Raw genomic sequence first — 26,177 nt, forward strand, 5'->3', positions numbered from 1 at the left:
GCCACGGCCCGGGCGTCCGCAGCACGCCGCGGCGGAACAGCGCCAACCCCACGACGATGCCGAGCAGCAGCACCCCGACGGTGTACTCCCGGCCGCGGCCGGGGTCGACGAACGGCGGTTAGTCGACGTACACCGAGTAGCCGATGTCACCCGACCTGGTGCCGTCGGCCGTGTTGCCCCACACGGTGACCGAGTAGATGCCTCGGTCCGGTGGGGTCCACGTCATCGTCCCCGCACCCGAACTGTCCGCCGGCACGGTGAACTCCTCTGTCACGGCACCCCGGTCGTTCCGCACGGAGTAGGTGTACGAGACGATGCCCGGCATACCCGGCGTGAAGGTGAACGTCCCCGGCACACCAGGACCGCCCGACCACTCGTTTTCCGGGTATTCCTTGGACGACACGTACGGCGCGCTCGAGATGCTGAACCCGTACGTGTTCTCCTGCGAGGCGACCTTGTCGGCCGTCACCGTACGCACCCGCAGGTTGTGGGAGGCCCAGCCTTCCGGTGGCAGCGGGGGAGTCCATGCCAGCACAGCGCGGCCGTTCTGAGCGGCCACCTGCTGGAACGGACCCCAGTCGAACGAGTACTCGAACGCCACCGCGCCCGGCTGGCGGGCTTCCAACGTGAAGGTGCCGGGGAACGCCCGCCCGTTCGCCTGGAACTCCTTCGAGGTCACCGTTGGATCGTTCGTCACTGTCCACGTGATGTTGTCCGTTGACGACCACACGCCCGCCGTGTTCCTCGCGCGCACCACCATCTCGTAGTCGCCGATCCTTGGTGGGGTGTAGCTCACCGTCGCGGTGTTCCCGCTGACGGGCACGGTCCACCTGGTCGCCGGGTCCGCCGTCAGCCAGTACTCGAACTCCACGGCGTTCGGCATCGGGGTGGTGAACGTGAACGTGGCGGCTCTGCCCTCCGTCGCGATGTCGCCCTCGTAGCCGATCGTCGGTCGCCAGGTGTTGAGCGACAACCGTTTCTCCGTTACCGGGGACAGCCCGCCGGACGCGTCGCGGGCCTGGACCCGCAGCAGGCTCTGGTCAGCCGAGGTGAACTCGATCGGCAGCGTGGCGGTTCCGTCGGCGTTCGCCTTGACCGTCCACTTCGTACTCTCGGCACTCGCGAACCAGTAGTCGTACTCGACGACGTCCGGCATTCTCGGGGTTGCCGTGTACGTGGCCGAGGTGCCCAGGTCGACGTTCGCGGGCCCGCTTACCACCGGTGACGCATCGACGAGGAATCGGTACTCCCGTTCCGGCGTCGTTACGCCCGAGGTGTCGGTGCTGCGCACGAACAGCACGTGATCACCACCGGTGGCCGGCGTGATCGTCACCTCGGCGACGCCGTCCTGGCCGGCCGTGACCGTGGCGGACGCGCCGTCGTCCAGCCGGTAGTCATACGTCACGACGTTCGGCATCCCCGGCGCGAACCGGAACACGCCCGGCACGCCGATGCCGCCGTCCGGGCCGCCTTGCGGCGGGTAGCGGTCGGACGTGACCGTCGGCCGCGTCTCCTTGACGAGGAATGAGTAGTAGGTGCTGCCCGAGAGGTTGCCCGCCCGGTCCCACGCCCGCACGATCACCGACTGCCAGCCGTTGGCCGTTGGCGTGAAGCTGACGGTGGCCGTGCCGTCGGGGCCTGCGGCGATCTCACGCGTGTTCGCGCCGAAGCTGTAGTCGTACCGCACGACGTCGGTGGAACCGTTGGGGGAGAAGGTGAACTCGCCGGCCACACCGACCCCGCCGCCCTCGACGCCCGCCGGGTACGTCGCGGAGACGACGGCAGGCGCGTTCGGATCCGTGCGGTCGACGGTGAACCGGCACGGGCCCACCGTGGACGACTTCGCACCCCAGCTGTCCTGTGCGTACACCTCCCACGCGTAGGTGCCGTCGGCGAGGTCCGAGGTGTCCGGGTACGCCGCGGCGGGGTTGCCCGACCCGGCACCCGTGTGCCGTTGCGACGGGTCCGCCACCGGCCACCACGTGAACTGCCCGGACGTGAAGTCGCCGTCCGGGTCGGATACCTGTGCGCTCAGCTCCAGCTGGCCGCTCACCAGTGCCCCGGTGCCGTCCTTGGCACAGGGTTCGTCGTTGGTGCGGAGGTCGGTCGGCGCCGCGGGCGGCGCGTTGTTGACCACCCGCAGCGTTGCCGGGGCCTCGATCAGCCGATAGAACGCCGGGTCCGCCTCGTGGGCTTCGGCGACGCGGAAGCCCAGCGTGAGGTGACGGTCCTTGTGGTCGACCGCGTCCCGCACCGCAGAGGTGACGTCGAACGTGGCGTCGTTGTCGATGCAGGTGCCGTCGGCGCCCCTGGCGGCTACCCGTGTCCGCTCCGCCGGGCGGTTCTGCCAGGTCGACTGCTTGGTGTAGGCGGAGGTCCGCCACACCTCGGTGGCGCGGCTGTCGCAGTCGACGTAGTGCGTCTCGCCGGCCGAAAGCAGCACTGTCGTGAACGGAACACCTCGCAACGAACTCAGGTCGAAATTCACGTACGAGCGTTGAAGGTGCGGTGTGGCGTCCCAGGTGCCGATCGGCAAGTTGCCGGACGGCTTGAAATTGGCGGTGGTCGGTGTCGCTGAGTCGACGTAACCCCAGGACGTCGCGGACAGCGTCATCTCGGAACGCTGTTGACCAGTGGTTTCCGCTGCCGCCATCGCGCCATCGGTGACGGTGAGCCCGATCGTGAGCGCGACGGCGAGCAACGTCAGTGATCTTCGTAAGGTCATGCTGGCCCTTCCCCTGTTGCAGGCATGCACGACCTACACGCCTGAAGGGGAGGATTGGTTGCACCACGCGAAGCCGAGTCGCGGTACGGGATCCGGTACGCGGCGCCGTCCTACACCTGCCTGGACTCCGGCGTGTACACCCACGGGAGGCCGTCGGACTGGGGATCTGCCGGGCGGGGACCGCGCTGTGGACCGTGATAAAGCTGATGCGCTGAACGGGCGATGAGCCGTTCGCGAGAACGGCCCACCCTGTCGCTGCCACGTCTCCCTGGCGATGAGTTGGTAGATCCGCGCAACGTCCTCCGTGACCGCTCCAGCGGCTATTCCTCTCCGCGCAACTCGCCGCGGCGGCCGGTCCTGCGGGAACCGTCGGCCAGCTGCAGGTGATCGACGCGAGTTGGCAAGTTTCCTCCCAAGTAGATCCACTGTGGACAATCAGGCTGGCCCACCGGGCCTCCGGCGATCTATGTTGAGTTTTCCAGACCGGAGGAGTCGTGATGGCGGAGCGCACCAAGTACATCCTGGACGAAGCCGATCTCCCGACGCAGTGGTACAACGTGGTGTCCGATCTGCCGGAGCCGCCGCCCCCGCCGTTGCACCCGGGGACGCGTGAGCCGGTGGGGCCGGAGGATCTCGCGCCGCTGTTTCCGCAGGCGTTGATCGCGCAGGAGGTGTCCACCGAGCGGTACGTGGACATTCCCGAGGAGGTCCGCGAGGTCTACCGCCTGTGGCGCCCCTCGCCGCTGTACCGCGCGAGAAGGCTGGAAAAAGCGCTGGGCACCCCGGCCCGCCTCTACTACAAGTATGAGGGCGTGAGCCCGGTCGGGTCGCACAAGCCGAACACTGCGGTGCCTCAGGCGTTCTACAACGCCGCGGAGGGCGTCACGCGCCTGACGACCGAGACGGGCGCCGGGCAGTGGGGCAGTGCGCTGGCGTTCGCGTGTGCGCAGTACGGGCTCGAGTGCGAGGTGTGGCAGGTCCGCGCCTCCTACGACCAGAAGCCCTACCGCAAGCTGATGATGGAGACGTTCGGCGCGACCGTGCACCCGAGCCCGTCGGCGCTGACCGAGTCCGGGCGGAAGATCCTCGCCGACGACCCGGATTCCCCGGGCAGCCTCGGCATCGCGATCAGCGAGGCCGTGGAGCAGGCCGCGGCCGACCCGAACGCGCGGTACGCGCTCGGCAGCGTGCTCAACCACGTGCTGATGCACCAGACGGTGATCGGCGAGGAAGCGCTCAAGCAGTTCGAGCTCGCGGGCGACACGCCGGACCTCCTCGTCGGCTGCACCGGCGGCGGCTCCAACTTCGGCGGGCTCGCGTTCCCGTTCCTGCGCGAGAAGCTGGCGGGCCGGATGAACCCGGTGATCCGCGCCGTCGAGCCGGCAGCGTGCCCGACCCTCACGCGCGGCACGTACGCGTACGACTTCGGCGACACGGCCGGCCTCACCCCGCTGCTGAAGATGCACACGCTCGGCCACGGCTTCATCCCCGACCCGATCCACGCGGGCGGCCTGCGCTACCACGGGATGTCGCCGCTCATCTCGCACATCTACGAGCTGGGCCTCATCGAGGCGCTCGCCGTCGGGCAGCAGGAGTGCTTCGCGGCGGGTGTGCGCTTCGCCCGGGCGGAGGGCATCATCCCGGCGCCCGAGCCGACGCACGCGCTGGCCGCGTGCATCCAGGAAGCGTTGCGCTGCAAGGAAACCGGGGAAGAGAAGGTGATCCTCACGGCGCTGTGCGGGCACGCGCACCTCGACCTGCCCGCGTACGGCGCGTACCTCTCCGGCGAGATGGTGGACAACGAGCTGTCCGACGACGTGCTCGCCGCTTCCCTGGCCGAGTTGCCGTGAAACGACGGGCCGCCCGGACCCGCGGCCCGTCGTTCACCGCTCCTTGGACACGGTCGCCAGCAACTCGGGGCCTTGCGCGGCGAGCCGTCGCTGCGCAAGGCCGCCCCACCACCACGCCAGCACGGCGCCGACCACGATCCCGACCGGCACGCCGAGCCACTGCAGCACCGGCGAGCCGAGCACCGCGCCTGTGACGCACAGCGCGAGCACCGGCAGCGCTCCCGCGGCGACCAGCAGCATCGTCGCGAACATCTGCAGCAGCCGCGCACAGCCCGGGCGGCCGCCGGACGACCACGGGCTCGAGCTCTTGCGCTGGTCGGGCAGCGGGTAGGCGAGGAACACCGACTGCAGCATGAGCACGCCCGCCCCGCCACCCAGCAGCGCCGGCACCAGGCCGAACACCCACGGATACGCGCCGGTCTCGCCGACCGCACCCGGCAGGACGGCGGCCAGCAGCAGCGCCACCGGCGCCACGATCAACGCCCACGCCAGCTGCCGGCCCCGGACGTCGGCGCGTTCGGCACCGGGCACGGTGAGCGTGTGCCACAGCGCGCTGCCGTCGAAGCCGTAGAGGTTGCCCGACTGCATGCACGCGAAGAACACCACCGCGACGCCGAGATAGGGCACGATCGCCGGCCGCCCGCCGCCGGACAGCGCCGGCAGGACCGTGACCACGACCCCGACGATCAGCGTCGACAGCAGGGCGACGCGCCGGCGGGCGTCGCGCCACCACGTGAACAGCTCCTTGCGCGCCACGGCACCCACAGGAGTCGCGGGCAGCAGGCTGCGGCGCACGCGCGCACCCTCGGCCCGCACCTTCGTGCGCGACGCGCCGCGGAACGACGGGCTGGTCACCTGCCGCGCGAGCAGCGCGCCCCACGCCGCGAGCAGCACGGCGATCAGCGCGAGCATCGCGACCAGCAGCCCGAGCGCCGTGCCCCACTCGCCGGTGCCGGCCGCGTGCACGGCGACCGTGCCCCAGCCGGACGGCAGCACGTGCATCACGTTCACGAAGCCCGGCACGCGGCCGTTGATGATCGCGGGGCCGAGGCTGTTGATCGCCAGGTTCACGCCGACCCCGGACAGACCGGTCAGCGCGACCAGGATGATGCCCAGCTCCTTGCCCTTGCGCGACGTCAGCAGCGCGCCGAGCGCCGCCATCACCACGCGGTAGAGCAGCACCACGAACGCCAGCTGCAGCACCGTGAACACGAGCCCGACCAGCGCCGCGCCCGCGCCGAGGCGCAGGCCGTAGAAGAACAGGCCGAGGAACGCGACCAGGCTGACCAGCGTCGTCACGCCGACGAAGCTCGCGGCCAGCAGCCCGACGGCGAGCTTGCGCCGGCCGATCGGCAGCAGTGCGAAGTGCTCGGGGCGCAGCGTGTCGTCCCCGCCGCCGGTGGCGATGGGCGCGAGCACCCAGCCGGCTGCCCACCCCGCGTAGATCGTGGTCAGCAGGTCGACGGTGATGCCACCGCCGCCGCGGATCGGCACGAGGGCCAGCACGATCGTCAGCACGGCGGCCGTCAGCCCGATCACCCCGCCGACGACCATGCCCGCGACGCGGCTGCCGCGCAGGGAATTGCGCAGGACGCGCAGCTTCAGTCGGACGAGGACGCCAACCACGACAGTCCTTCCGCTCCGCCGGTGCGCCCGCCCACGATGTGCACGAACGCGTCTTCCAGGCTCCCGCCGCCCCGCACGTCGTCGACGGCGCCCGCCGCGACCACCCGCCCTCGCGTGATCACCGCGACGTGGCTGCACAGCTGCTCGACCAGCGCCATCACGTGGCTCGAGAGCACCACCGCGCCACCCGAGCCGACGAACCGCTGTAGGATCGTCCGGATCGTCGACGCCGACACCGGGTCCACCGCCTCGAACGGCTCGTCCAGCACCAGCAGCCGCGGCCCGTGCAGCAGCGCCATCGCGAGCCCGATCTTCTTGCGCATGCCCGCGGAGTAGTCGATCACGAGCGTGCGCTCGGCCTCCAGCAGCTCCAGCACGCCCAGCAGCTCCTGCGCCCGCGCCGCCACCGTGTCGGGCGGCAGGCCCCGCAGAAGTCCCATGTACGTCAACAGCTCGCGGCCCGTGAGGCGCTCCGGAATGGACAGTCCGTCCGGAAGCACCCCGATCAGGCTTTTCGCCCGCTCCGGCTCCCGCCACACGTCCACGCCGAACACGTTCGCCTGCCCCTGGTCCGGCCGCAGCAACCCCACCGCCATCGACAGCGACGTCGTCTTGCCCGCACCGTTCGGCCCCACGAGCCCGAAGAACGAGCCCCGCGGAACCTCCAGGGTGACGCTGTCGACGGCGAGCGTGGTGCCGAACCGTTTGGTGAGCCCGTACAGGCCCATTGCGGCGTCCGCGCCGTTCTCGGCCACGAGTGCCCCCTTCCGTGGTCTGGAAGGGGAGATTACGCGGATTGGGGGAGGTGTGCGCGGTGTTTGCGGGTGTTGGTGAGTTGCGGAGGGCGCTGGGTTGGGGTGGGTTGCGAGGTGGTTACGCTCGGTGACGTTCGGGATATTCGGCGTTCATCCCGCGCCGGGTAAGCGATACGTTGAGCTTGTCATCAGGTGGCACGACTCGGAGGTTCGCTTGCCGGACAAGCGCCCCGTCGGCGACGCGCTCGCCATCGCTACCGGTCTGGTTGCCGGGGCCGGGCCGGCCGGCCCGCCGGTGCCGGCTCTTGTCGAGCTGGCCCGCAGGTTCTTCGCGACGCAGTTCGATGTCCCCGCCGGCCAGGACGCGGACGGGCTGCTCTTCCAGTACGGGAAAGCCGGCTGGCTGTCATCGCCCACGCTGGTCGTCGGCATGGTGCGGCAGTTGGAGGTTCTCGACGCGGCCGGGGCGCACGAAGCTTATTCGCAGGTGCAGTTGGAGTACAGATATGACCTGGATCGCGACCTCGAGTCCGCCGGGGGATTTTCGGAATGGTGGTTTCCCGATGATGGGACGCCCCTCGAAAGCTGGCTGGACACCGTCTCGAGGTCACCCATCGGTGATCTTCTCGCGAGCAGGGAGCCAAGAGAATTCCTGGTCTGGCACGATCGCGTGTGACCGTGGATCTCAGGTGTGTTGGTGGCCAGTCCGCCAGCCGTGAGTGATCTTCGGCCGCCTGAGTCAGAGCCGTGTGGCGAACGTCTTCGCGAACGTGTGCACATCACCGGGCCAGCGAGCGGACACGTAGTTCCCGTCCTCGACCACGAACGCCGGGCGTGAGTCCTCCATCGAGTCGCGGGCGCGGCCGCTCGCCTGGACCCGGTCCGTCGTGTCGCGGAAGTGCTCCGGGCGCGCGAGGGCGCGGGTGACCTCCTGCTGCACCGACATGTACCCCGCGGGCTGCCCGGGCTCCTCGCGGTAGGTGCGGTAGTAGTCCGGGTCCCAGAACCGGGTCCGGCGTGCCAGCTGCCAGGCCGTGCGTTCCAGTTGCCAGGTCAGGGCGGTGGTCGTGCGGCCGTGCAGGACCGAGCGGCCGGTGGCCGGGTCGACGCTGCGGGCGGCGAGCAGCACGCCGTGGCAGATGGCGCCGACCGGGAGGTCGCGCTGGAACGCGGAGACGACCACGTCCTGAAGCACGGGGCTTTCGAGATAGGAACGCATCCCGCGCGCGCGGTGCCCGCCCGGGAGCAGGAGGCCGTCGAAGTCGTCGAGGTTGATGTCGGCCCAGCGGATCGGGGTGCGCCACGCCGGGTCGGCGAGCAACGCGGCGTGCGCCGAGCGCGCGGCCGAATCGGCGCGCAGCACGCGGCCGACGGCGGTGAGCTTCCGCAGGCCCCGCACGCGGCTCCACAGGTCGAGGCCCTCGCCGGTGACCATGAGCTCGTCGCAGGTCGCCTGCGCGCCCTCGGGAGTCGCGAAGACCACCGTGTGCCCGTCGAGCATCGCCCGGCTGACGGCCACTTCGGACGGGTCCGAGTCCTGCGCCGGGACGGGGATCAGCACTGTCGCCAAGTCATCCTCCTGAAGCTCAGTCAGAAGGATGCCAGCCTGCGATCTTCAGGTCGAAACGCGTCAGTCGACCTGCGCCGAGCTGACGTACCAGGAGCCCGACTCGACGTCGATGGGCTCGTCGACCCAAGGCTGCACGATGTCGGCGATCTCCGCCGTCATCCGCCACATGTGCATGATCCAGCCGTCGGGCGTCATGTCGACCTGTCCGCGCAACGGCTCGACGACCTCCGCCGGCAGATCCCACTCCCGTTCGAGGAGTTCGTCCGCGCCGAACTTCTCCACCATGTTGACCACAAGCACCTAAGCCCCGCAGGTGATCTTCGGCTGCGGGTTGTACCGCACCGTCCGCGTGTGGCGCGAGACTTCCCGCCCCGTGGCCGCGTCCTTCAGCACGCGCGTATCCGTAGTCGTGAACCCAGGGGCCCCATTGGACGCGTGGCAGTTCTCCGCCGGACCCGGCTTGGTCGGCTGCGGAGTCGGATTGGTCCGCTCCCCGGGGATCGACTCCACCGAGTACCGCTTCGTGCCCCACAGCTTCACCGTCAACGACGAAGGCGACCAAATCGTCTGAACGGCGATCCCCGTCGACGAGTCGTTGGTGAACTTCAGATCGATCACGCTCGACCCGTTGGGGTTCTGGAACACCGTCGCCTCACGAGCCGCCGGGTAGCGGCTGATGTAGTAGCTGTGCTCCTTGTGCCCCGCGTCCTTCATGCCCGCGAAGTACGCCGCGTTGTACAGGGTCGTCGCGAACTGCGAGATGCCACCGCCGACCTCGCGGGCCGGGGCGCCGTTTTCGATGACGCCGGCCTCGACGTAACCCTGGGGTTTGCCGCGGGGGCCGGTGAAGCCGTTGAGGCTGAAGGTCTCGCCGGGCTTCACGATGGCGCCGTTCACTTTCTGGGCGACGACGCGGATGTTGACGCCCGAGTCGGGCGCGAAGCCGCCGGTGGTGAACTCGCCGACGACCTCTTTCACGCCCAGCGCGTTGGCCTGCTCGGTCGTCACCTTGGCCGGGCTGTTCTTGTACACGGCCTTCAGCGAACGACCGTCGGCGCGCTTCAGCACGTCCGGTAGCGCCTTCAGGCTCGGCTCCCAGTCGACGGTCTTCCCGTCCACCGAAGGCTCGACGGTCGGCTTCCCGCCGCTGAACCCGATGGTCGCCTCCTTGCCCTCCTTCTCGGTGGACTTCAGCTGCGGGCCGGCGACCGAGACGAGCTTCTTCTGGTCCACCACCGGCACCAGCCCGCCGCCGTCGGCGGGCGCGAAAGTCAGCGCCGCGGCGATGTCACGCGGCTCCAGCACAGCCGAGGCGCCCTCACCCTCGATCGTCACCGGCGCAGCCACCGCGGGACGTGCGAACTGCTCCAGCGCCGCCTGCACCCCGGCGGCAGTGGTCCGCACCGGCGCCGGCACCACGGGCAAAGCCAGTTCGGACCCGGACGCCCACTGGCTCAGCACCGCGGCCTTCGCCGCGGCGACATCGAGCTTCTGCCCCGGCTGCGGCGCCACGGCGACCGGTGTGGTGCCGTCGAACCGCACCGTGCCCTCCACCGCGGCCCGATCCACCCGCCCGCGCAGGTCCTCCAGCGCCGGGTCCAGCCGGTCGCCCTCGGCGTGCGAGACGACGCCGATCTCGTGCGTCGAGAAGAACGACGCCAGCCGCGTGAACGGGTTCAGCGGCTGGTCACCGGCCTGGTCCAGCGTTGCGGACCAGTCGAGGCGCAGGCCCGCCAGCGTCGGCGACAAGGTGGTCCGGGCCGCACCCGCGGTCACCGTCAGCGGCCGCGTCAGCCGCGGCTCGATGAGGCCCCGCAGCTCCCGCTCGGCCACCGGCCGGTCGAGGCCGCCGACGTCGACGCCCGCGACCGTGGTCCCGCGTGGCACGCTGCCCTGGCTGGTGAGCAGGTCGATCAGGTACACGACCAGCAGCGCGGCGAGCACGCCGCCGGAGATCCACAGGGTCCTGCGCAGCCGAGGGCGCGATTCGGGCTCGGCATCCGACGAGCCGACCGCCGGCAGCACGACCGTCTGCTCGTCCTCGGACTCCGGCCAGCGCGGTTCGTACGGCACCTGTTCGACCCTCCGTTTGCTGCGTCCCGCGCCACAGCGTACGGCCTGAGCCGGACATGCCGGACTAGTGCCCCTTGCGGAACAAACCGGTCAGCGTGCGTCGGGCTCCGGGTTGGCGCCGGCACGCGCGAGGAAGTCGAAGTCGCAGCCTTCGTCGGCCTGGGTGATGTGCTCGGCGTACAGGGCACCGTAACCGCGTTCGAAGCGCGGCGCAGGCTCGAGCCAATCCGCCCGCCGGCGCGCCAGCTCGTCGTCGGGCACCTCCAGCCGCAACGCGCGGGCGGGCACGTCGAGCGTGATCAGGTCGCCGTCGCGGACCAGGGCGAGCGGGCCGCCGACGTGCGATTCCGGGGCGACGTGCAGCACGCAGGCGCCGTAGGAGGTGCCGCTCATGCGCGCGTCGGAGATCCGCACCATATCGCGCACGCCCTGAGCGAGCAGGTGGTCGGGGATCGGCAGCATGCCGTACTCGGGCATGCCCGGGCCGCCGAGCGGGCCGGAGCCGCGCAGCACCAGCACGGAGTCGGCCGTGATGCCGAGCGCCGGGTCGTTGATGCGCTTCTTGAGGTCGGCGTAGTCGTCGAACACGACGGCGGGGCCGGTGTGGGTGAGCAGCTCCGGAGTGGCGGCGATGTGCTTGATCACCGCGCCCGACGGCGCCAGGTTGCCGTGCAGCACGGCGACGCCGCCTTCGGCCGCCAGCGGGTTGTCGCGCGGGCGGATCACGTCGTCGTTGTGCACGCGCGCGGTCGTCAGCGTCTCGCCCAGGGTGCGGCCGGACACGGTGAGCCGGTCGGTGTGCAGCAGGTCCGTCAGCCGCGACAGCAGCCCGGGCAGGCCGCCCGCGTAGTAGAAGTCCTCCATCAGCCACGCGCCGCCCGGGCGGATGTTGGCCAGCACGGGCACGCGGCGCGCGATCTCGTCGAAGTCGGCCAGGCTCAGCGACAGGCCGCTGCGCCCGGCCATCGCGATCAGGTGGATCACGGCGTTGGTCGAGCCGCCGAGCGCCAGCACGGTGGTGATGGCGTCGGCGTACGCGCGCTCGTCGAGGACCTTCGTGATCGTGAGGTCCTCCCACACCATGTCCACGATCCGCGCGCCGCTGGCCGCCGCCATCCGGTGGTGCGCCGAGTCCACGGCCGGGATCGACGCCGCCCCCGGCAGCGTCACGCCGAGGACCTCCGCGGCCGAGGTCATGGTCGAGGCCGTGCCCATCGTCATGCAGTGGCCGGGGGAGCGGGCCAGACCGCGTTCCAGCTCTGACAGCTCCTCGTCACCGATGGTGCCGGCGCGGCGCTCGTCCCAGTACTTCCACATGTCCGTGCCGCTGCCCAGCACCTCGTTGCGCCAGTGGCCCCGCAGCATCGGGCCGGCCGGCACGAAGATCGCCGGCAACCCGGCGCTCGCCGCGCCCATCAGCAACGCGGGCGTGGTCTTGTCGCAGCCGCCCATCAGCACCGCGCCGTCGACGGGGTAGGAGCGCAGGATCTCCTCGGTCTCCATCGCCAGCAGGTTGCGGTACAGCATGGGCGTGGGCTTCTGGTACGTCTCCGACAGCGTCGCCACCGGGAACTCCAGCGGGAATCCGCCCGCCTGCCACACGCCGCGCTTCACCTGTTCGGCGCGTTCGCGCAGGTGCATGTGGCACGGGTTGATGTCGCTCCACGTGTTGAGCACGGCGATCACCGGCTTGCCCTGGTGTTCCCCGGGCTCGTAACCGAGCTGGCGGGCCCGCGCACGGTGGCTGAAGTTGCGCAGCTCGTCGCCCCCGAACCAGCGGTGGCTGCGCAGGTCCTCCGGTGTTTTCATGGCCGGGCCGCCTTTCGTCGCTACGGGCAGTATGGCATCTGATATATGATCACAGTCCGCCACGCGGGTCGCGGGCACCGTCCGCGCCCGCCTGGTTGAATGTCGGTCTGTTCACCGCGGCAGACCGCGCGAGCCTGGAGTGTCCGATGCCACCGACGTTCAGCCTGCCCGCCTCCCGGACCGAAGTGGTCCTGGAGGAGATCCGGCGCGGCATCCTGACCCGCGAGCTGCTCCCGGGCCAGCCGCTGGTGGAGGCGGAGCTGGCACAGCGGCTCGGGGTGTCGAAGACGCCGGTGCGCGAGGCGCTGAAGGTGCTGTCGAACTCCGGGCTGGTCACGTTCAGCCCGTACCGCGGCGCTTCGGTGTGTGTGGTCGACGCGGAGCTCGCGCGTTCGGTGTACGACGTGCGCATGGTGCTCGAACCCGAGGCGCTGCGCCGTTCGGTGGCGGCCGGGGCGTCGTTCGACGACGCCGCCGAAGCGCTGAAGGAGGCGCAGGCGGCGCTCGCGGACAAGGACCACACCGCGCTCAGCCTGCTCAACCGCCGGTTCCACGGCGCGCTCTACGCCGGGTGCGGCAACCCGCTGATGGTCTCGATGCTCGACGACCTCAAGGACCGCGCCGCGCTCATCACCGTGGTCGGCTGGGACACGAACCCCAGCTGGCGCAAGGAGTGGAGCGAGCACAAGGCCGTGCTCGCCGCCGCGAAGAAGGGCGACGCCGAGGGTGCGGCCGAGTTGCTGCGCAAGCACATCGGCGCGTTCCTCGATCGGGTGCTGGCCGCGATCCCCGAAGAGGGGGCGTAACACCGTGCGGCTGCTGCTCGTCGCGGACACCCACCTGCCCAAGCGCGCCAAGGAGCTGCCCGACGAGGTCTGGGCCGAGGTGGAGCGGGCCGACGTCGTGGTGCACGCCGGTGACTGGGTGGATCTCGACGCGTTCGACGAGCTCGCCGTGGCCAGCAAACGGCTCATCGCGGTCTACGGCAACAACGACGGACCCGAGCTGCGCGACTGGCTGCCGGAGGTCGCCCGCGTCACGCTCGGTGGCGTGCGTCTGGCCGTGATCCACGAAACGGGCGACGCGAAGGGCCGCGAAGCGCGTTGCGACGCGCAGTTCCCCGACACCGACGTGCTCGTGTTCGGCCACAGCCACATCCCGTGGGACACCGTGACGCCCGGCGGCCTGCGCCTGCTCAACCCCGGCTCGCCCACCGACCGGCGCCGGCAGGAGTTCTGCACCTACACCACCGCCGAGATCCACGCCGGGAAACTCACCGACGTCGAGCTCCACGAGCTGCCCCGGCGCTCCTGAGCGGGTAAACAGGACGCATGGACCCGGCACGCGCACTGCGCGACATCGCGTTCCAGCTCGAACGCGCGGCTGAGCCGACCTACCGCGTCCGCGCCTTCCGGCAGGCCGCGGCGGTCGTCGACCACCTGTCGCAGGAAGAGCTCGAGAGCCGCGTGCGCTCGGGCACGCTGCAGGCGCTCAAGGGCATCGGCAAGGCGACGGCCGGGGTCATCGAGGACGCGTGGCTCGGCCGCGTGCCCGCGTACGCGGCGAAGGTCGCCGAAGCCGATCTGCCCGACGGCGGCGAACTGCGCGCCGCGCTGCGCGGCGACTGCCACACGCACTCCGACTGGTCCGACGGCGGCAGCCCCATCCAGGAGATGGCCGAGGCCGCGCGCGACCTCGGCCACGAGTGGATCGTGCTCACCGACCACTCGCCGCGCCTGACCGTGGCCAACGGCCTTTCGCCCGAGCGGCTGCGCAAGCAGATGGACGAGGTCGCGCGCGTCAACGAAGAGCTCGCCCCGTTCCGGCTGCTGCACGGCATCGAGGTCGACATCCTCGACGACGGCGCGCTCGACCAGCGTCCGGACTTGCTGGAGCGGCTGGATTTCGTGGTCGCCAGCGTGCATTCGAAGCTGCGCATGCCCTCGCGGGAGCTGACGCCGCGGCTGCTGGCGGCCGTCGCGAACCCGCACGTGCGCGTGCTGGGCCACTGCACCGGCCGGCTCGTGCGCGGACCGCGGGCGCGGCCGCCGTCGACGTTCGACGCCGAGAAGGTGTTCACCGCCTGCCGGGAAAACGGCGTGGCGGTGGAGATCAACTCGCGCCCGGAGCGGCTCGACCCGCCCATGCCGTTGCTGCGGATGGCCGTGGAGCTGGGCTGCGAGTTCGCCATCGACAGCGACGCGCACGCCCCCGGCCAGCTCGACTGGCAGGTCTACGGGTGCGCGCGCGCCGAAAAGGTCGGTCTCACGGCGGACCGCGTGATCAACACTCGCCCCGCCGACGAGCTCGTCTAGTCTACTGTGGACTGATCCCGATGTTGATCACCGGGTGGCCGGCCGGGTCGAGCCAGCGCATCACGGCGTCGAGGTCAGCGCCCGGGATGGACACGCAGCCCGCCGTCGGTTTGCCCGCCGAGACGTGCAGGAAGAACGCCGAACCCTTGCCCGGCACTGCGGGCGAGCGGTTGTAGTCCATCACGGTGGCGTGGTCGTAGACGGGGCCGGCCTTGCCGAGGTCCTCGCCGGCCGCCTCGTCGAACGGGCAGGTGCCGGGCGCGCACGAGTAGTGCGTGTTGTAGTAGGGCGACTTGACGTCGGAGACCCACCAGTCGTGGTCGGTGACCTGGCGGTAGGGCAGCCGGGTGCCGTTGGTGGGCTGGATGCCGAACGCTTCGGTGAGGGTCCAGACGCCGGCAGGAGTGTGCGACGTCGTTTCGCTCGCTTCGCCGATGCCTTGCGTGCCGACGAACGCCGGGAACGGCCCGAGAGCCCGGACCCAGTGGGAACCCTTGCGCTGCCACGCGATCAGCGTCGCGGTGGTCGACGACGGGTCCGGCGCGGTGACCGTGACCATCTGTCCGGCGGAACCGTGGTAGGCCAGCGGGGGATCCTGCGCCGGATTCTGCTCGGGTGAAGCCGGTGCGACGGTGGCGAGCGTACCCAACGCGACGCAGACGAGCGTCCCCAGAACGGTTCTCATGGGGCGCGAGCTTACGGCAAGAACCCGGGCCGCCGCAGGGAAATCGGCGACCCGGGTTCTTGCTCAGTTGATCTGGTAGGAGTCGCCGTAGACCTTCCACTTCAGGGGCGTGTGGAGGTCGAGGTTGCCCGCGTTGAGGAACACGAGCTGTTCGGTGTCCACGCGCGAAGTGTCGGCGTGGGCTTCTTCCTGCTTCATGATCACCTTGCGGGCGTCGAGGAACGCCTTGAGGTAGGTGGTCTCGTTGCCGCCCTGGGACGGCGGCTTGGCCTTCTTGATGGCGGAGTTGCGGATGCCGCCGAAGCTGTCGGAGCTGTTGCCCGGGCCGTGCATCACGATGGCGTCGTAGTAGATGAACTGGCCCAGTGCGCCGAGACCGTCGGACTTCGCCTGGTTCACCGACGGGTTGAAGTACACGCGGTCACGCTCGCTGTTCTGCGCGGCCTGGAACTGCGACGTCTTCGCCGCGGCCTTCCACGCGTCCACGAACGCCTGGCCGAGGCCGGAGTGGGAGTCGGAGCCGTTGACGTTCCGCAGCGCCGGCAGGTACTTCGCGAGCGGGTTGTTCGGTACGGAGTTGGTGTAGGCCTGCACGAGCTCGAGCATGTCGCCGGTGCCCGAGCAGAAGCCGATGATGCCGGCGGTGTAGCCGCGGCCGTCGCCGATGTCCTCGATGTAGCTGTACTGAGCCTTCCAGTCGAGGCTCGAGTTCTCCGCACTGGACACCAGCTGCATCGCGATGTCCTTCTTCTCCGGTGAGGCGAGGTCGCCGCCGGAGGCGAGGATGGAGGCTGCACTGCTGAGGGACGCGGGGTTCGCGGCGGCCGTGGAGAGGGCGGGGGTGGCCAGGACGACGGTGAGGGCCGACGCCACGGTGAGACCGGCAACCAGGGCAGGCCGCATCGTCTTGCGCATGGGGGGAATTCCCTTTCCGCAGAATTGCCAGGGCACGGCCCTGGCAGGTGGGCAAGGCGGACGAAGCCGCGATTTCCCTGACACGCCAGGGAAAACCCGACTCCGGTGCTGCTGCGGCGTAGCGCAACGATAACCGCGCGTGACCCCGGCGGCAAGGGGTAGATCGAGTTTTCGCCGACGGCGGGAGTTGTTGCCCGGAGGGCGGTACAGGGTTCCGGTGAACGGGAAACCGTTGTGCCCGAGGTGAAATAGGTGTCGGCGCGCTGTGGTGAATCCCTTGTCGACCCCAGTGAGTCCATAAAGGACTTAGGCTACAAAGTCTTGAACGACATCCCTGCCCGCACCAGGCGTTCGATCAACGTATCACCCATCGCCGTCGCCGTGGTGACCTGGCCAGCGGTCGCGGGAAGGTCGTCGAAAGCCAGGCACAGGGCGGATTCCGCGAGCATCTTCGCGGTCTCGTCGTAGCCGGGGTCGCCGCCCGAGACTTCGGTGGTCACGTGCCGGCCGCCGCCTGAGCCGGTGAAGCGGACGGAGAACCAGGACTTCGCGCGCCGCGCCGGGCTCGGTCCCTGGCCCGGGGTGAGGAGCTTCGACAGCGCGTCGCGGGCGGGGGCGAGCTGGGCGGCGGCGAACAGTGCGCCGGCGCCGGCTGTCGCGGCCGCCACCGAAGGCAGGCCGGCGAAGGCCGCGAAGTGGCGGTAGCGGAAGTCCGGGCCGTAGCGGGCGGAGGCCCGCGCCGAGTGGGCCACGACCTGCGGGTCGATCGTCGGCAGCGGGACGGCCCACTGGCCGGTGCCGGGCACGCGGTGCGGGCTGCCGATCGGAACCCGAACCCGTCGGCCGGGCGGCTGCGGCTCAGCCGCGGCGCGCACCTTGGCCACGCGGTTGGCGGCGGCCTGGCGGGAGAACGCCGTCATCGCCGTGAGGAAGGTGCCGCCCGAGGGCAGGGCGCCGACGCGGACGTAGCCGTCGACCTGCAGCGGGACGTCCTCCGGCAGCTGCCGGACGGTGTACCAGGCGCCGAGGTCGTGGGGGATCGAGTCGAAGCCGCAGCTGTGCACGAGCCGGGCGCCCGTCTCGGCGGCCTTCGCGTGGTGGGCGAGGTACATGCGGTCGACGAACTCCGGCTCGCCGGTGAGGTCGACGTAGTCCGTACCCTCGGCGGCGCACGCGGCGACCAGCGGCTCGCCGTAGTGCAGGTACGGGCCGACGGTCGTGGCGACGACCTTGGCCGACGCGGCGACCGCCCGCAGCGAGTCGGGGTCCGCGATGTCGGCGCTGAGCAGCGGCAACGTGCCCAGCCGCTCGTCGACGGCCGTCAGCCGGGTACGCAGGTCCTCGAGCTTGGCGCGGTTGCGGCCCGCGAGCGCCCAGCGGCAGCCGGGCGGGGCGGAGCGCGCGAGGTACTCCGCCGTGAGCGTGCCGGTGAAGCCGGTGGCGCCGAACAGCACCAGGTCGTAGTCGGCCATGCGCGTGCCTCCCGAAGGTCCGGGTCCGAGGTTACCGCCGGGTCACTTCGGGGCCGGAATCTCCGCCCGTCCGGCGTGGTTGAGCCCGGTGTGACGGACTTCGGGCGGGACATCTCGACGGGTTACTTCCTGGTGCCGAACGCGGCCGACCCCCTGGTCGAGCACGCGCGCGAGCTGGAGCGGATGGGGTTCGAGCACCTCGCCGTGCAGGACCACCCGTACCAGCGCCGGTACGTGGAGACGTTCTCCCTCATGGGCGTGCTGCTCGGCGCGACGACGAAGATCCGGGTGTTCCCCGACGTCGCCAACCTGCCGCTGCGCAACCCCGCTGTGCTCGCGAAGGCCGCCGCCAGCCTCGACCTGCTCTCGGGCGGCCGCTTCGACCTCGCCGTGGGCGCCGGCGCGTTCTGGGACGCGATCGTCGCCTACGGCGGCCCGCGCCGCACCCCGGGCGACGCGCTCGCCGCCGAGGAGGAAGCGATCACCGTCATCCGGAAGATCTGGAGCGGCGACCACAACCTCCGCTTCGACGGCCGCTTCCACTCCCTGGCCGGCGCGCACTCCGGCCCCGTGCCGGCGCGTCCGATCGGCCTGTGGCTCGGCTCGTACGGCCCCCGCGCGCTGCGCCTCACCGGCCGCCTGGCCGACGGCTGGGTCGTCAGCCTCCGCGACGACCCCGCCGAAGCCCTCCGCATGGCCGCGGCCGTCGACGCGGCCGCCGTCGACGCCGGCCGCGACCCGGCCTCGATCCGCCGCGTCCTCAACGTCGGCGCCACCCCGACCGCCCCGGAACTCGCCGACTTCGCCCTCGCCGGCGGCTTCGACACCTTCGTCCTCTCCGGCGCCGACGACCGGGCGTCACGCGTGTTCATCGCCGAGACCATCCCGGCCGTCCGCGAACAGGTGGCGGCCGAACGCTCGGCGTGACGGCGGCTCAGAGCTCGGCGGTCCAGGGCCCCTTCGGATGCCGGTGCGGGTCGAGCCACAGCTGAGGTTGCCGCAGGCCCAGGTCCGGAGCGAACTCGTCCTGCTCCGGGAAACGGCCCTCGCGATCGGGCCAGAGCACCTGCAGGAAGGGTACGACGGGACGGGTGGCGCGGTAGAAGCCTTGTGCCGTCCCGAAGAACACGCCGTGCCAGCCCTCGTCGACCGGCCGCAGCGCCAGACGGCCGGACTCGAGGACGTCGTCCAGCTCGGCACCGGCGGCCGGTCGGCGGCCCGCGGCCACCTGCTCGCCGATCAGGTTGAGCAGCCTCATCCCGGGTCCCGGCTCGAGCCCGAACACGGCGAGCTCCGGCACGCGGAACGAGTGCCACAGCCCGACCGTGAACGTCCAGCCCGCGCTGACCTCGTCCTCCGGGATCGCCAGCAGACCCCAGCCGGGGTCGGCGACGTGCTCGAACAGGCCGGCGTCGACGGAGTCGAGGCGGTCCCGGTCGCCGAGACCGTGCACTTGCAGGAGTCGGTGGACACGACGGGAAGGGTATCCGGCCACACCCGTGCCGAGCGTCCACTGTGGATCGCCGGCACTACATTAAAGAGCTGGTAAACTGACCCCACGATGACTGCTGCCGCCGCCACCGCGCCACGGCACCGGTCCATCCTCAGTGTCCTGCTCGCTGCCTTGCTGCTCCTCGGGGTCGCCGCGCCCGGGCCGGTGCCCGCCGGCGCGGAGCACCACGAACCCAAGCCGACGCTGGTCGCCCAGCAGTCACCGCACTTCGTTGCCGCGCAACCGATCCCGGACGCCACGCCGCCGGAACAGGCGAAACAGCGCCCGGCTGCGACAAACACCGCCACCGCCGACAAAAGCACCACCACAGGACACCGATCCGACCCGAAAGTCCCCGCCCGCGCACCGCCCTCCACCTGAGTACGTCACCCCTCACCCGTACTCAGCTGTTGGAGGTTTCCCATGACCAACGGTCATGCCTTGCTGGCCGTCGGCGGTGCGTTCCTGGCGGCCGGGGTCGTCGCGCGCCTGGGCAGTAAGATCGGGCTGCCGACGATCCCGTTGTTCATGCTGGCCGGCTTCGTGTTCGGTCCGCACACACCCGGGTTGTCGCTTGTGGACGACCCCGCCGAGCTCGGCGTGCTGGCCGGGCTCGGCCTCGTGTTCCTGCTGTTCTACCTCGGCCTCGAGTTCTCGCTCGACGACCTCGCGCGCGGCGGCAGACGCCTGGCCGCGGCCGGGCTGGGCTACCTGCTGCTCAACGTGGGCGGCGGGCTCGCGTTCGGGTTCACGCTGGGCTGGGGCACGCGCGAAGCGCTGGTGATCGCGGGGGCGATCGGCATCTCGTCGTCGGCCATCGTGACCAAGCTGCTGCTCGAAACCCGCCGTGCCGCCAACCCCGAATCGCGCCTGATCATGGGCGTGATCGTGCTCGAAGACCTGTTTCTCGCGCTCTACCTGGCCCTGCTGCAGCCCGTGCTCAGCGGCGCCGACGGCTTCGGCGCGGCGTTCGCCGACTTCGGCAAGGCGCTCGGCTTCCTGCTCGTGCTCGCGGCGCTGGCGCGCTGGGGTGGCCGGCTCGTGTCGCGGCTGTTCGGTTCGGCCGACGACGAGCTGCTCACCGTGTGCTTCGTCGGCGTCGCGGTGCTGGGCGCGGCCGTCGCCGAGGAGGTGGGTGTGTCCGACGCGATCGGCGCGTTCATGGTCGGCATGATGCTCGGCGGCTCGAAGGTCGCGCCGCGCGTGCACAAGCTGGTGCTGCCGCTGCGCGATGCGTTCGGGGCGCTGTTCTTCTTCATCTTCGGCCTCTCGATCGACCCGGGCGCCGTCGGGACGGTCGTGGTCCCCGTGCTGGCGGCCGTCGCGCTGACGCTGGTGCTCAACCTCGCCGCGGGCGCGTTCGCCGCGAAGTTGCACGGCTTCGACCGCCAGGCCGGGGTGAACATCGGGCTGACCGTGCTCACCCGGGGCGAGTTCTCGCTGGTCCTCGCCACGCTCGCGGCGGCGGCCGGGCTCGACCCTCGCGTGGCCCCGTTCGTCGCCGGATACGTGCTGCTCCTGGCCGTGATCGGGCCGCTCGCGGTGGTGCGTTCGGAGCGGCTGACCTGGCTTTTGCCGGCTCGGCTGACCCGGCAGCGGGGGTGACGGGAGACCCCGGGCATATTCAGGAGCCACGCCCGTCACGCACCGCTATCCTCGAAACAAGTATGTCCACTCAATCCCCCCTCGAGGCGTTGCGCGCGCGGCTGCCCGAGCTGATGTCGCGCGACGAGCACCGCCTGCGCCGTCGGCTCGACGGCGCGCGCCGGTCGCGCGACAAGCAAGCCGTGGCCGAGCGCATCGCCGCCGACGTGACCGCCGCCGAGCTGCGCGTGCAGCGGCGGCGCGAGAGCGTGCCCAAGATCGAGTACCCCGAAGAACTGCCGGTCAGCAGGCTCAAGGACGAGATCGGCAAGGCGATCGCCGAGAACCAGGTGGTGATCGTCGCGGGCGAGACCGGCTCGGGCAAGACGACCCAGCTGCCGAAGATCTGCCTCGAGCTCGGCCGCGGCATCCGGGGACAGATCGGGCACACGCAGCCGCGCCGGCTGGCCGCGCGCACCGTGGCCGACCGCATCGCGAGCGAGCTGAAGACCGAGCTGGGCGACGCCGTCGGCTACAAGGTCCGCTTCACCGACCAGTCCGGCCAGGACACGCTGGTCAAGCTGATGACCGACGGCATCCTGCTCGCCGAGATCCAGACCGACCGGATGCTGCGCCAGTACGACACCCTCATCATCGACGAGGCCCACGAGCGCAGCCTCAACATCGACTTCATCCTCGGCTACGTCAAGCAGCTGCTGCCGCGCCGTCCCGACCTCAAGGTGATCATCACCTCGGCCACGATCGACCCGGAGCGCTTCTCGAAGCACTTCGACAACGCGCCGATCGTCGAGGTCTCCGGCCGCACCTACCCCGTCGAGGTCCGCTACCGGCCGATCATCGACCCGGAAGACCCCGAGGCCGACCCGGACCGCGACCAGACGCAGGGGATCCTCGACGCCGTCGCCGAGCTGAGTGCCGAAGGGCCCGGCGACATCCTCGTGTTCCTCTCCGGCGAACGCGAGATCCGCGATACGGCAGACGCGCTCAACCGCCTCGACCTGCGCAACACCGAGGTGCTGCCGCTGTACGCGCGGTTGTCGTCGGCCGACCAGCACCGCGTGTTCCAACGTCACACCGGCCGCCGGATCGTGCTCGCGACGAACGTGGCCGAGACGTCGCTGACCGTGCCGGGCATCAAGTACGTGGTGGACCCGGGCACGGCGCGCATTTCGCGCTACAGCCACCGCACGAAGGTGCAGCGGCTGCCCATCGAGGCGATCTCGCAGGCGTCGGCCAACCAGCGCAAGGGCCGCAGCGGCCGCACGTCCGACGGCATCTGCATCCGCCTGTACTCCGAAGAGGACTTCGAGTCGCGGCCGGAGTTCACCGACCCGGAGATCCTGCGCACGAACCTGGCGTCCGTGATCCTGCAGATGACGTCGCTCGGGCTGGGCGACATGGCCGCGTTCCCGTTCGTGGAGCCGCCGGACCGCCGCCAGGTCACCGACGGCGTGCAGCTGCTGCAGGAGCTCGGCGCGTTCGAGGTGGACGACGCGTCGAAGCTGACGGACATCGGCCGCAAGCTCGCGCAGCTGCCGGTGGACCCGCGGATGGGCCGCATGGTGCTGGAGGCCGCGCGCAACGGGTGCGTGCGCGAGGTGATGATCATCGCCGCGGCACTGTCCATCCAGGACCCGCGGGAGCGTCCGGCGGAGAAGCAGCAGGCGGCCGACCAGCAGCACGCGCGCTTCGCCGACCCGACGTCCGATTTCCTCGCGTACCTCAACCTGTGGGAGTACGTCAGCGAGCAGCAGAAAGCGTTGACGGGCAACCAGTTCCGCCGCCTGTGCCGCAACGAGTACCTCAACTACCTGCGCATCCGCGAGTGGCAGGACATCTTCAGCCAGCTGCGCCAGCTGGCCAAGCCCCTGGACATTTCCCTCAGCACCACCCCGGCCGACCCGCAGCACGTGCACACGGCGCTGATCGCCGGTCTGCTCTCGCACATCGGCCTCAAGGACCCGGCCAAGGGCGACTACCTCGGCGCGCGCGGGGCGCGGTTCTCGGTGTTCCCGGGCTCGGCGCTGTTCAAGAAGCAGCCGCGCTGGGTGATGTCGGCGGAGCTCGTGGAGACCTCGCGGCTGTGGGGCCGCGTGAACGCGCGCATCGAGCCGGAGTGGGTCGAGCCGCTGGCCGCGCACGTGGTGAAGCGGTCGTATTCGGAGCCGCACTGGGAGCGCAAGCAGGGCGCCGTGATGGCGGTGGAGAAGGTGACGCTCTACGGCGTGCCGCTCGTCGCCGACCGCCGCGTGAACTACGGGCGCATCGATCCCGAGCTGTCGCGCGAGCTGTTCATCCGCCACGCGCTGGTGGAGGGCGACTGGCACACCAACCACAAGTTCTTCTCGGAGAACCGCGCGCTGCTCGACGAGGTCGAGGACCTGGAGAACCGCGCCCGCCGCCGCGACATCCTCGTGGACGACGAGACGCTGTTCGAGTTCTACGACCAGCGCGTGCCGGCCGACGTGGTGTCGGTGCGCCACTTCGACAGCTGGTGGAAGAAGGCCCGCCGCGGCGACCCGGACCTGCTTTCGTTCGAGAAGTCCATGCTCATCAACGAGACCGCGGGCGGCGTGCGCGAGTCGGACTACCCCGACTCGTGGACGCAGGGCTCGCAGGTCTTCGGCCTCACCTACCAGTTCGAGCCCGGCGCGGACGCCGACGGCGTCACCGTGCACATCCCGCTGCCCGTGCTGAACCAGGTGACGCCGGACGGTTTCGACTGGCAGGTGCCGGGCCTGCGTGCGGAGCTCGTGACCGCGCTGATCAAGTCCCTGCCGAAAGCCTTGCGGCGCAACTTCGTCCCGGCTCCCGACACGGCCGCGTATGTCCTTTCGCGAGTGTCGCCTTCGGACGGTCCGCTGATCGAGGTGCTGTCCGACGAGCTGTTCGCGCTGCGCCGCGTCGACGTGCCGCTGTCGGCCTACGACCTGTCCTCCGTGCCGGACCACCTGCGGGTGACGTTCCGCGTGGTCGACGACCGCGGCCGCAAGGTGGCCGAGGGCAAGGACCTGGAGGCGTTGAAGCTCAGCCTCGCCCCGAAGGTGCGCGAGACGATTTCGAAGGCCGCCAACAGCATCGAGAAGGCGGGGCTGGTCAAGCCGGATTTCGGCTCCCTGCCTCAGGTTTTCGCCTCCACACAGCGCGGCCACGACGTCAAGGCGTACCCGGCGCTGGTCGACGAGGGCTCGTCGGTCGCCGTCCGCCTGCTCGACACCCCGGCCCAGCAGCGGCACGCGATGTGGGCCGGCACCCGGCGCATGCTGCGGCTGAACCTGAACTCGCCGATGAAGTTCATCACGCGGTCGCTGTCCAACTCTTCCAAGCTCGTGCTGAACCGCAACCCGCACGGCAGCGTCGCCGCCCTACTGGAGGACTGCGTCGACTGTGCCGTCGATTCGCTCATGGCCGCGGCCGGCGGCCCGGTCTGGGACGAGGCCGGCTTCGCGGTGCTGCTGGAGCACGTTCGGGCCGGCTTGAACCCGGCCGTGCTGGCGGTCCTCACCGACGTCGAGCGCATCCTGCGCGCGGCCATCGAGGTGGAGACGGTCCTGCCGGACACACGCGGCCCCGCGGAATCACTGGCCGACATGCGCGCGCAGCTCACCGGCCTCGTCCACGCGGGCTTCGTGACCGAAACGGGCGCTTCCCGCCTGCGCGACGTCGAGCGCTACCTGCGCGGCATCTCGCGCCGGCTCGACAAACTCGTCTCCGAGCCCACCCGGGACCTGCAACGGACGGCCGACATCGCGTGGATCACGGAGGAGTACCGCTCCGCCCTGGCCACCCTGCCGGCGGGCACCTCGTCGCCCGCCCTGTCGGAGGTGCGGTGGATGATCGAGGAACTGCGGGTCTCGTTCTTCGCCCAGACCTTGGGGACCGCGTATCCGGTGTCGCTGAAACGCATCACCAAGGCTCTGGACGACGCGGTGGCGGCTGTTTGACAGCGAGCGTCACGGCCGCCGCACCTGCCGACACGATCCCGGCGAACGCCGAAAAGGCAGCGGCCTGACCGCCGACACCCTTGAAGACCACCGCGGCGGCCTTGCTCCACGCGCGCTGCCGCACGGCGAGCTTGAGCTTCTCGAACTTGTGCTGCCGGAGGTGGCAGCCGAGCAGGATGCCGTTGGCGTTGTTGCGGCAGAACCCCACAGCCTTCGCAGGATCTTCTCCGTGCCTTTCTGACCATGCGAACCGAAGCTACTGATCTTCGTCATTCGCCCGATAGCTGCCCACGAGGGAATTCGCTGCTGTTGGCGAAACGTGAACTGCACGCTGAGCGATCCTCGTTGCCTCGAAGGGATTTCTTCGCGTTGGGCCGTGTGGTGCCTGGGGCGCGGGAATTCAGTTCGTGATCCCCGCCCGCAGGCGGGTCGAGTCCTGGCCCGGGGGGACGCCGAACTGGCGGCGGTATTCGCGGCTGAACTGCGACGCGCTGTCGTAGCCCACGGCGTAGCCGATGGAGGCGACGTCGTCGTCGGTGCGGGAGAGCAGGAGCAGGCGGGCCTCCTGCAGGCGGATGTGTTTCTGGTACTGGATGGGCGTCATGGCCGTCACGGCGCGGAAGTGGCGGTGGAAGGACGACTCGCTCATCGCGGCGAGGCGGGCGAGGTCGGCGATGCGCAGGGACTCCGCGTGGTGGTCGCGGATCCAGCGGATGGCGCGCCCCACGGGGGACAGGCTGCTGTCGGCGAGGCCGATCTGGCGGATGGTCGCGCCCTGGGCGCCGGTGACGAGGCGCCAGAGGATCTCCTTCTCGATGAGCGGCGCGAGCACGCGGCGGTCGGCCGGGTGGTCGGTCAGGCGCAGCAGGCGGACGAACGCGTCGAGCAGTTCGGCGGGCGCGTCGCTCACCGTGATGGCCGACGGGGTGGCCGGGGCCGAGTTCGTGGTGCCCGTTTCGAGCAGGAGGGCGGCGACGGCTTCCGGCTTGAGGACGAGGCCGGCGCCCAGGAACGGTTCCGTGGGGCTGGCCTCCACGAAGTGCCCGGTCACGGGCATGTCGACGGTCACCACGAGGTACTGGCCGGCGCCGTACTCGTAGGTGCGCTCGCCCGTGCCGATGCGTTTGCGGCCCTGCGCGACGACGGCGAGCACCGGGCCGGTCAGCGACGCCGCCGGGTCGGTGGGCGCGCGTTCGCACGACAGCATCAGGCCGCCCGGCAGGTCGGTGCGGCCGGCGTGACGGGTGATCAGCGTGCGCAGCTCGGCGAGGGACACCCGTCGATTCGACCACGACCGACCACGGCCGGGCAACTGGCGATCGTGACAGGATCAGGCAAGAG

The 26,177-nt window shown here is 70.6% G+C and carries 22 protein-coding genes; 9 read left to right on the forward strand and 13 right to left on the reverse strand.

The features are described from left to right. Positions 1 to 118: 118 nt before the first annotated feature. Positions 119 to 2,725: a hypothetical protein gene (locus AB0878_RS41290; RefSeq protein WP_366587137.1), complete on the reverse strand. Its 2,607-nt coding sequence runs from the start codon at positions 2,723 to 2,725 to the stop codon at positions 119 to 121. A gap of 497 nt (positions 2,726 to 3,222) precedes the next feature. On the opposite strand from AB0878_RS41290, the gene AB0878_RS41295 reads away from it, so the two are divergent. Next, a complete protein-coding gene (locus AB0878_RS41295; RefSeq protein WP_366587139.1) occupies positions 3,223 to 4,575 on the forward strand; it encodes a TrpB-like pyridoxal phosphate-dependent enzyme in 1,353 nt (450 codons plus the stop codon). Between the two features lie 33 nt (positions 4,576 to 4,608). Here the strand turns inward: AB0878_RS41295 and AB0878_RS41300 are convergent, their stop codons facing one another. Continuing rightward, the gene (locus AB0878_RS41300) at positions 4,609 to 6,201 is read right to left on the reverse strand and encodes a hypothetical protein (RefSeq protein WP_366587141.1); all 1,593 of its coding nucleotides are present in this window, start codon (positions 6,199 to 6,201) and stop codon (positions 4,609 to 4,611) included. Continuing rightward, positions 6,177 to 6,929, reverse strand: a complete 753-nt coding sequence (locus tag AB0878_RS41305; protein ID WP_366587305.1) for an ABC transporter ATP-binding protein — start codon at positions 6,927 to 6,929, stop codon at positions 6,177 to 6,179. The genes AB0878_RS41300 and AB0878_RS41305 overlap by 25 nt, the downstream gene beginning before the upstream one ends. A 154-nt stretch (positions 6,930 to 7,083) precedes the next feature. Between AB0878_RS41305 and AB0878_RS41310 the strand changes: the two genes are divergently transcribed. Further along, positions 7,084 to 7,632 (forward strand): hypothetical protein, encoded by a 549-nt coding sequence (locus tag AB0878_RS41310; protein WP_366587143.1) that lies wholly within the window; start codon positions 7,084 to 7,086, stop codon positions 7,630 to 7,632. 63 nt (positions 7,633 to 7,695) lie between these two features. Here AB0878_RS41310 and AB0878_RS41315 read toward each other — a convergent pair whose 3' ends face one another. From AB0878_RS41315 to araD, 4 genes are all read right to left on the reverse strand, one after another. Further along, the gene (locus AB0878_RS41315; RefSeq protein ID WP_366587307.1) at positions 7,696 to 8,517 is read right to left on the reverse strand and encodes a DJ-1/PfpI family protein; all 822 of its coding nucleotides are present in this window, start codon (positions 8,515 to 8,517) and stop codon (positions 7,696 to 7,698) included. A 69-nt stretch (positions 8,518 to 8,586) separates the two neighbouring features. Beyond that, positions 8,587 to 8,811, reverse strand: coding sequence for a hypothetical protein (locus AB0878_RS41320; protein WP_366587145.1), 225 nt, complete (start codon positions 8,809 to 8,811; stop codon positions 8,587 to 8,589). A 15-nt stretch (positions 8,812 to 8,826) separates the two neighbouring features. Next, positions 8,827 to 10,599, reverse strand: a complete 1,773-nt coding sequence (locus AB0878_RS41325; protein ID WP_366587148.1) for a VanW family protein — start codon at positions 10,597 to 10,599, stop codon at positions 8,827 to 8,829. A gap of 90 nt (positions 10,600 to 10,689) precedes the next feature. Beyond that, the gene (araD, locus tag AB0878_RS41330) at positions 10,690 to 12,408 is read right to left on the reverse strand and encodes an L-arabinonate dehydratase (protein WP_366587150.1); all 1,719 of its coding nucleotides are present in this window, start codon (positions 12,406 to 12,408) and stop codon (positions 10,690 to 10,692) included. Positions 12,409 to 12,554: 146 nt separating this feature from the next. On the opposite strand from araD, the gene AB0878_RS41335 reads away from it, so the two are divergent. From AB0878_RS41335 to AB0878_RS41345, 3 genes are read left to right on the forward strand one after another with little or no spacing between them, the layout of a single operon-like run. After that, a complete protein-coding gene (locus AB0878_RS41335; RefSeq protein ID WP_366587152.1) occupies positions 12,555 to 13,214 on the forward strand; it encodes a GntR family transcriptional regulator in 660 nt (219 codons plus the stop codon). A gap of 4 nt (positions 13,215 to 13,218) precedes the next feature. Continuing rightward, positions 13,219 to 13,722 (forward strand): metallophosphoesterase, encoded by a 504-nt coding sequence (locus AB0878_RS41340; protein WP_366587155.1) that lies wholly within the window; start codon positions 13,219 to 13,221, stop codon positions 13,720 to 13,722. Positions 13,723 to 13,739: 17 nt separating this feature from the next. Further along, positions 13,740 to 14,723, forward strand: a complete 984-nt coding sequence (locus AB0878_RS41345) for a PHP domain-containing protein (protein ID WP_366587157.1) — start codon at positions 13,740 to 13,742, stop codon at positions 14,721 to 14,723. A 1-nt stretch (position 14,724) separates the two neighbouring features. Here AB0878_RS41345 and AB0878_RS41350 read toward each other — a convergent pair whose 3' ends face one another. The 3 genes from AB0878_RS41350 to AB0878_RS41360 form a co-directional block, all read right to left on the reverse strand. Further along, positions 14,725 to 15,408: a L,D-transpeptidase family protein gene (locus tag AB0878_RS41350; RefSeq protein WP_366587159.1), complete on the reverse strand. Its 684-nt coding sequence runs from the start codon at positions 15,406 to 15,408 to the stop codon at positions 14,725 to 14,727. A 63-nt stretch (positions 15,409 to 15,471) separates the two neighbouring features. Then, positions 15,472 to 16,323, reverse strand: a complete 852-nt coding sequence (locus AB0878_RS41355; protein WP_366587162.1) for a chitosanase — start codon at positions 16,321 to 16,323, stop codon at positions 15,472 to 15,474. A gap of 311 nt (positions 16,324 to 16,634) precedes the next feature. After that, the gene (locus tag AB0878_RS41360; RefSeq protein WP_366587164.1) at positions 16,635 to 17,795 is read right to left on the reverse strand and encodes a saccharopine dehydrogenase NADP-binding domain-containing protein; all 1,161 of its coding nucleotides are present in this window, start codon (positions 17,793 to 17,795) and stop codon (positions 16,635 to 16,637) included. A gap of 90 nt (positions 17,796 to 17,885) precedes the next feature. Between AB0878_RS41360 and AB0878_RS41365 the strand changes: the two genes are divergently transcribed. Further along, positions 17,886 to 18,722 carry an LLM class flavin-dependent oxidoreductase gene (locus AB0878_RS41365; RefSeq protein WP_366587166.1) on the forward strand — a complete coding sequence of 279 codons (837 nt, stop codon included), beginning with the start codon at positions 17,886 to 17,888 and terminating at the stop codon, positions 18,720 to 18,722. 7 nt (positions 18,723 to 18,729) lie between these two features. Here the strand turns inward: AB0878_RS41365 and AB0878_RS41370 are convergent, their stop codons facing one another. Further along, positions 18,730 to 19,248: a DUF4262 domain-containing protein gene (locus tag AB0878_RS41370; protein ID WP_366587168.1), complete on the reverse strand. Its 519-nt coding sequence runs from the start codon at positions 19,246 to 19,248 to the stop codon at positions 18,730 to 18,732. 108 nt (positions 19,249 to 19,356) lie between these two features. Here AB0878_RS41370 and AB0878_RS41375 point away from each other — a divergent pair, with 108 nt between their 5' ends. From AB0878_RS41375 to hrpA, 3 genes are all read left to right on the forward strand, one after another. Further along, positions 19,357 to 19,668, forward strand: a complete 312-nt coding sequence (locus tag AB0878_RS41375; RefSeq protein ID WP_366587170.1) for a hypothetical protein — start codon at positions 19,357 to 19,359, stop codon at positions 19,666 to 19,668. Positions 19,669 to 19,710: 42 nt separating this feature from the next. Further along, entirely contained in the window at positions 19,711 to 20,892 is a 1,182-nt protein-coding gene (locus AB0878_RS41380; RefSeq protein ID WP_366587172.1) for a cation:proton antiporter, read from the forward strand. 62 nt (positions 20,893 to 20,954) lie between these two features. Then, entirely contained in the window at positions 20,955 to 24,836 is a 3,882-nt protein-coding gene (gene hrpA, locus AB0878_RS41385) for an ATP-dependent RNA helicase HrpA (protein ID WP_366587174.1), read from the forward strand. Here hrpA and AB0878_RS41390 read toward each other — a convergent pair. Next, positions 24,799 to 25,044, reverse strand: a complete 246-nt coding sequence (locus AB0878_RS41390) for a hypothetical protein (protein ID WP_366587176.1) — start codon at positions 25,042 to 25,044, stop codon at positions 24,799 to 24,801. The two genes, hrpA and AB0878_RS41390, sit on opposite strands and share 38 nt — an antisense overlap. Before the next feature lie 192 nt (positions 25,045 to 25,236). Then, on the reverse strand, positions 25,237 to 26,112 hold the full coding sequence (locus AB0878_RS41395) for an AraC family transcriptional regulator (RefSeq protein WP_366587178.1): 876 nt from the start codon (positions 26,110 to 26,112) through the stop codon (positions 25,237 to 25,239). Positions 26,113 to 26,177 lie beyond the last annotated feature (65 nt).

Source organism: Amycolatopsis sp. NPDC047767, assembly GCF_040704195.1.
Lineage (GTDB): Bacteria > Actinomycetota > Actinomycetes > Mycobacteriales > Pseudonocardiaceae > Amycolatopsis.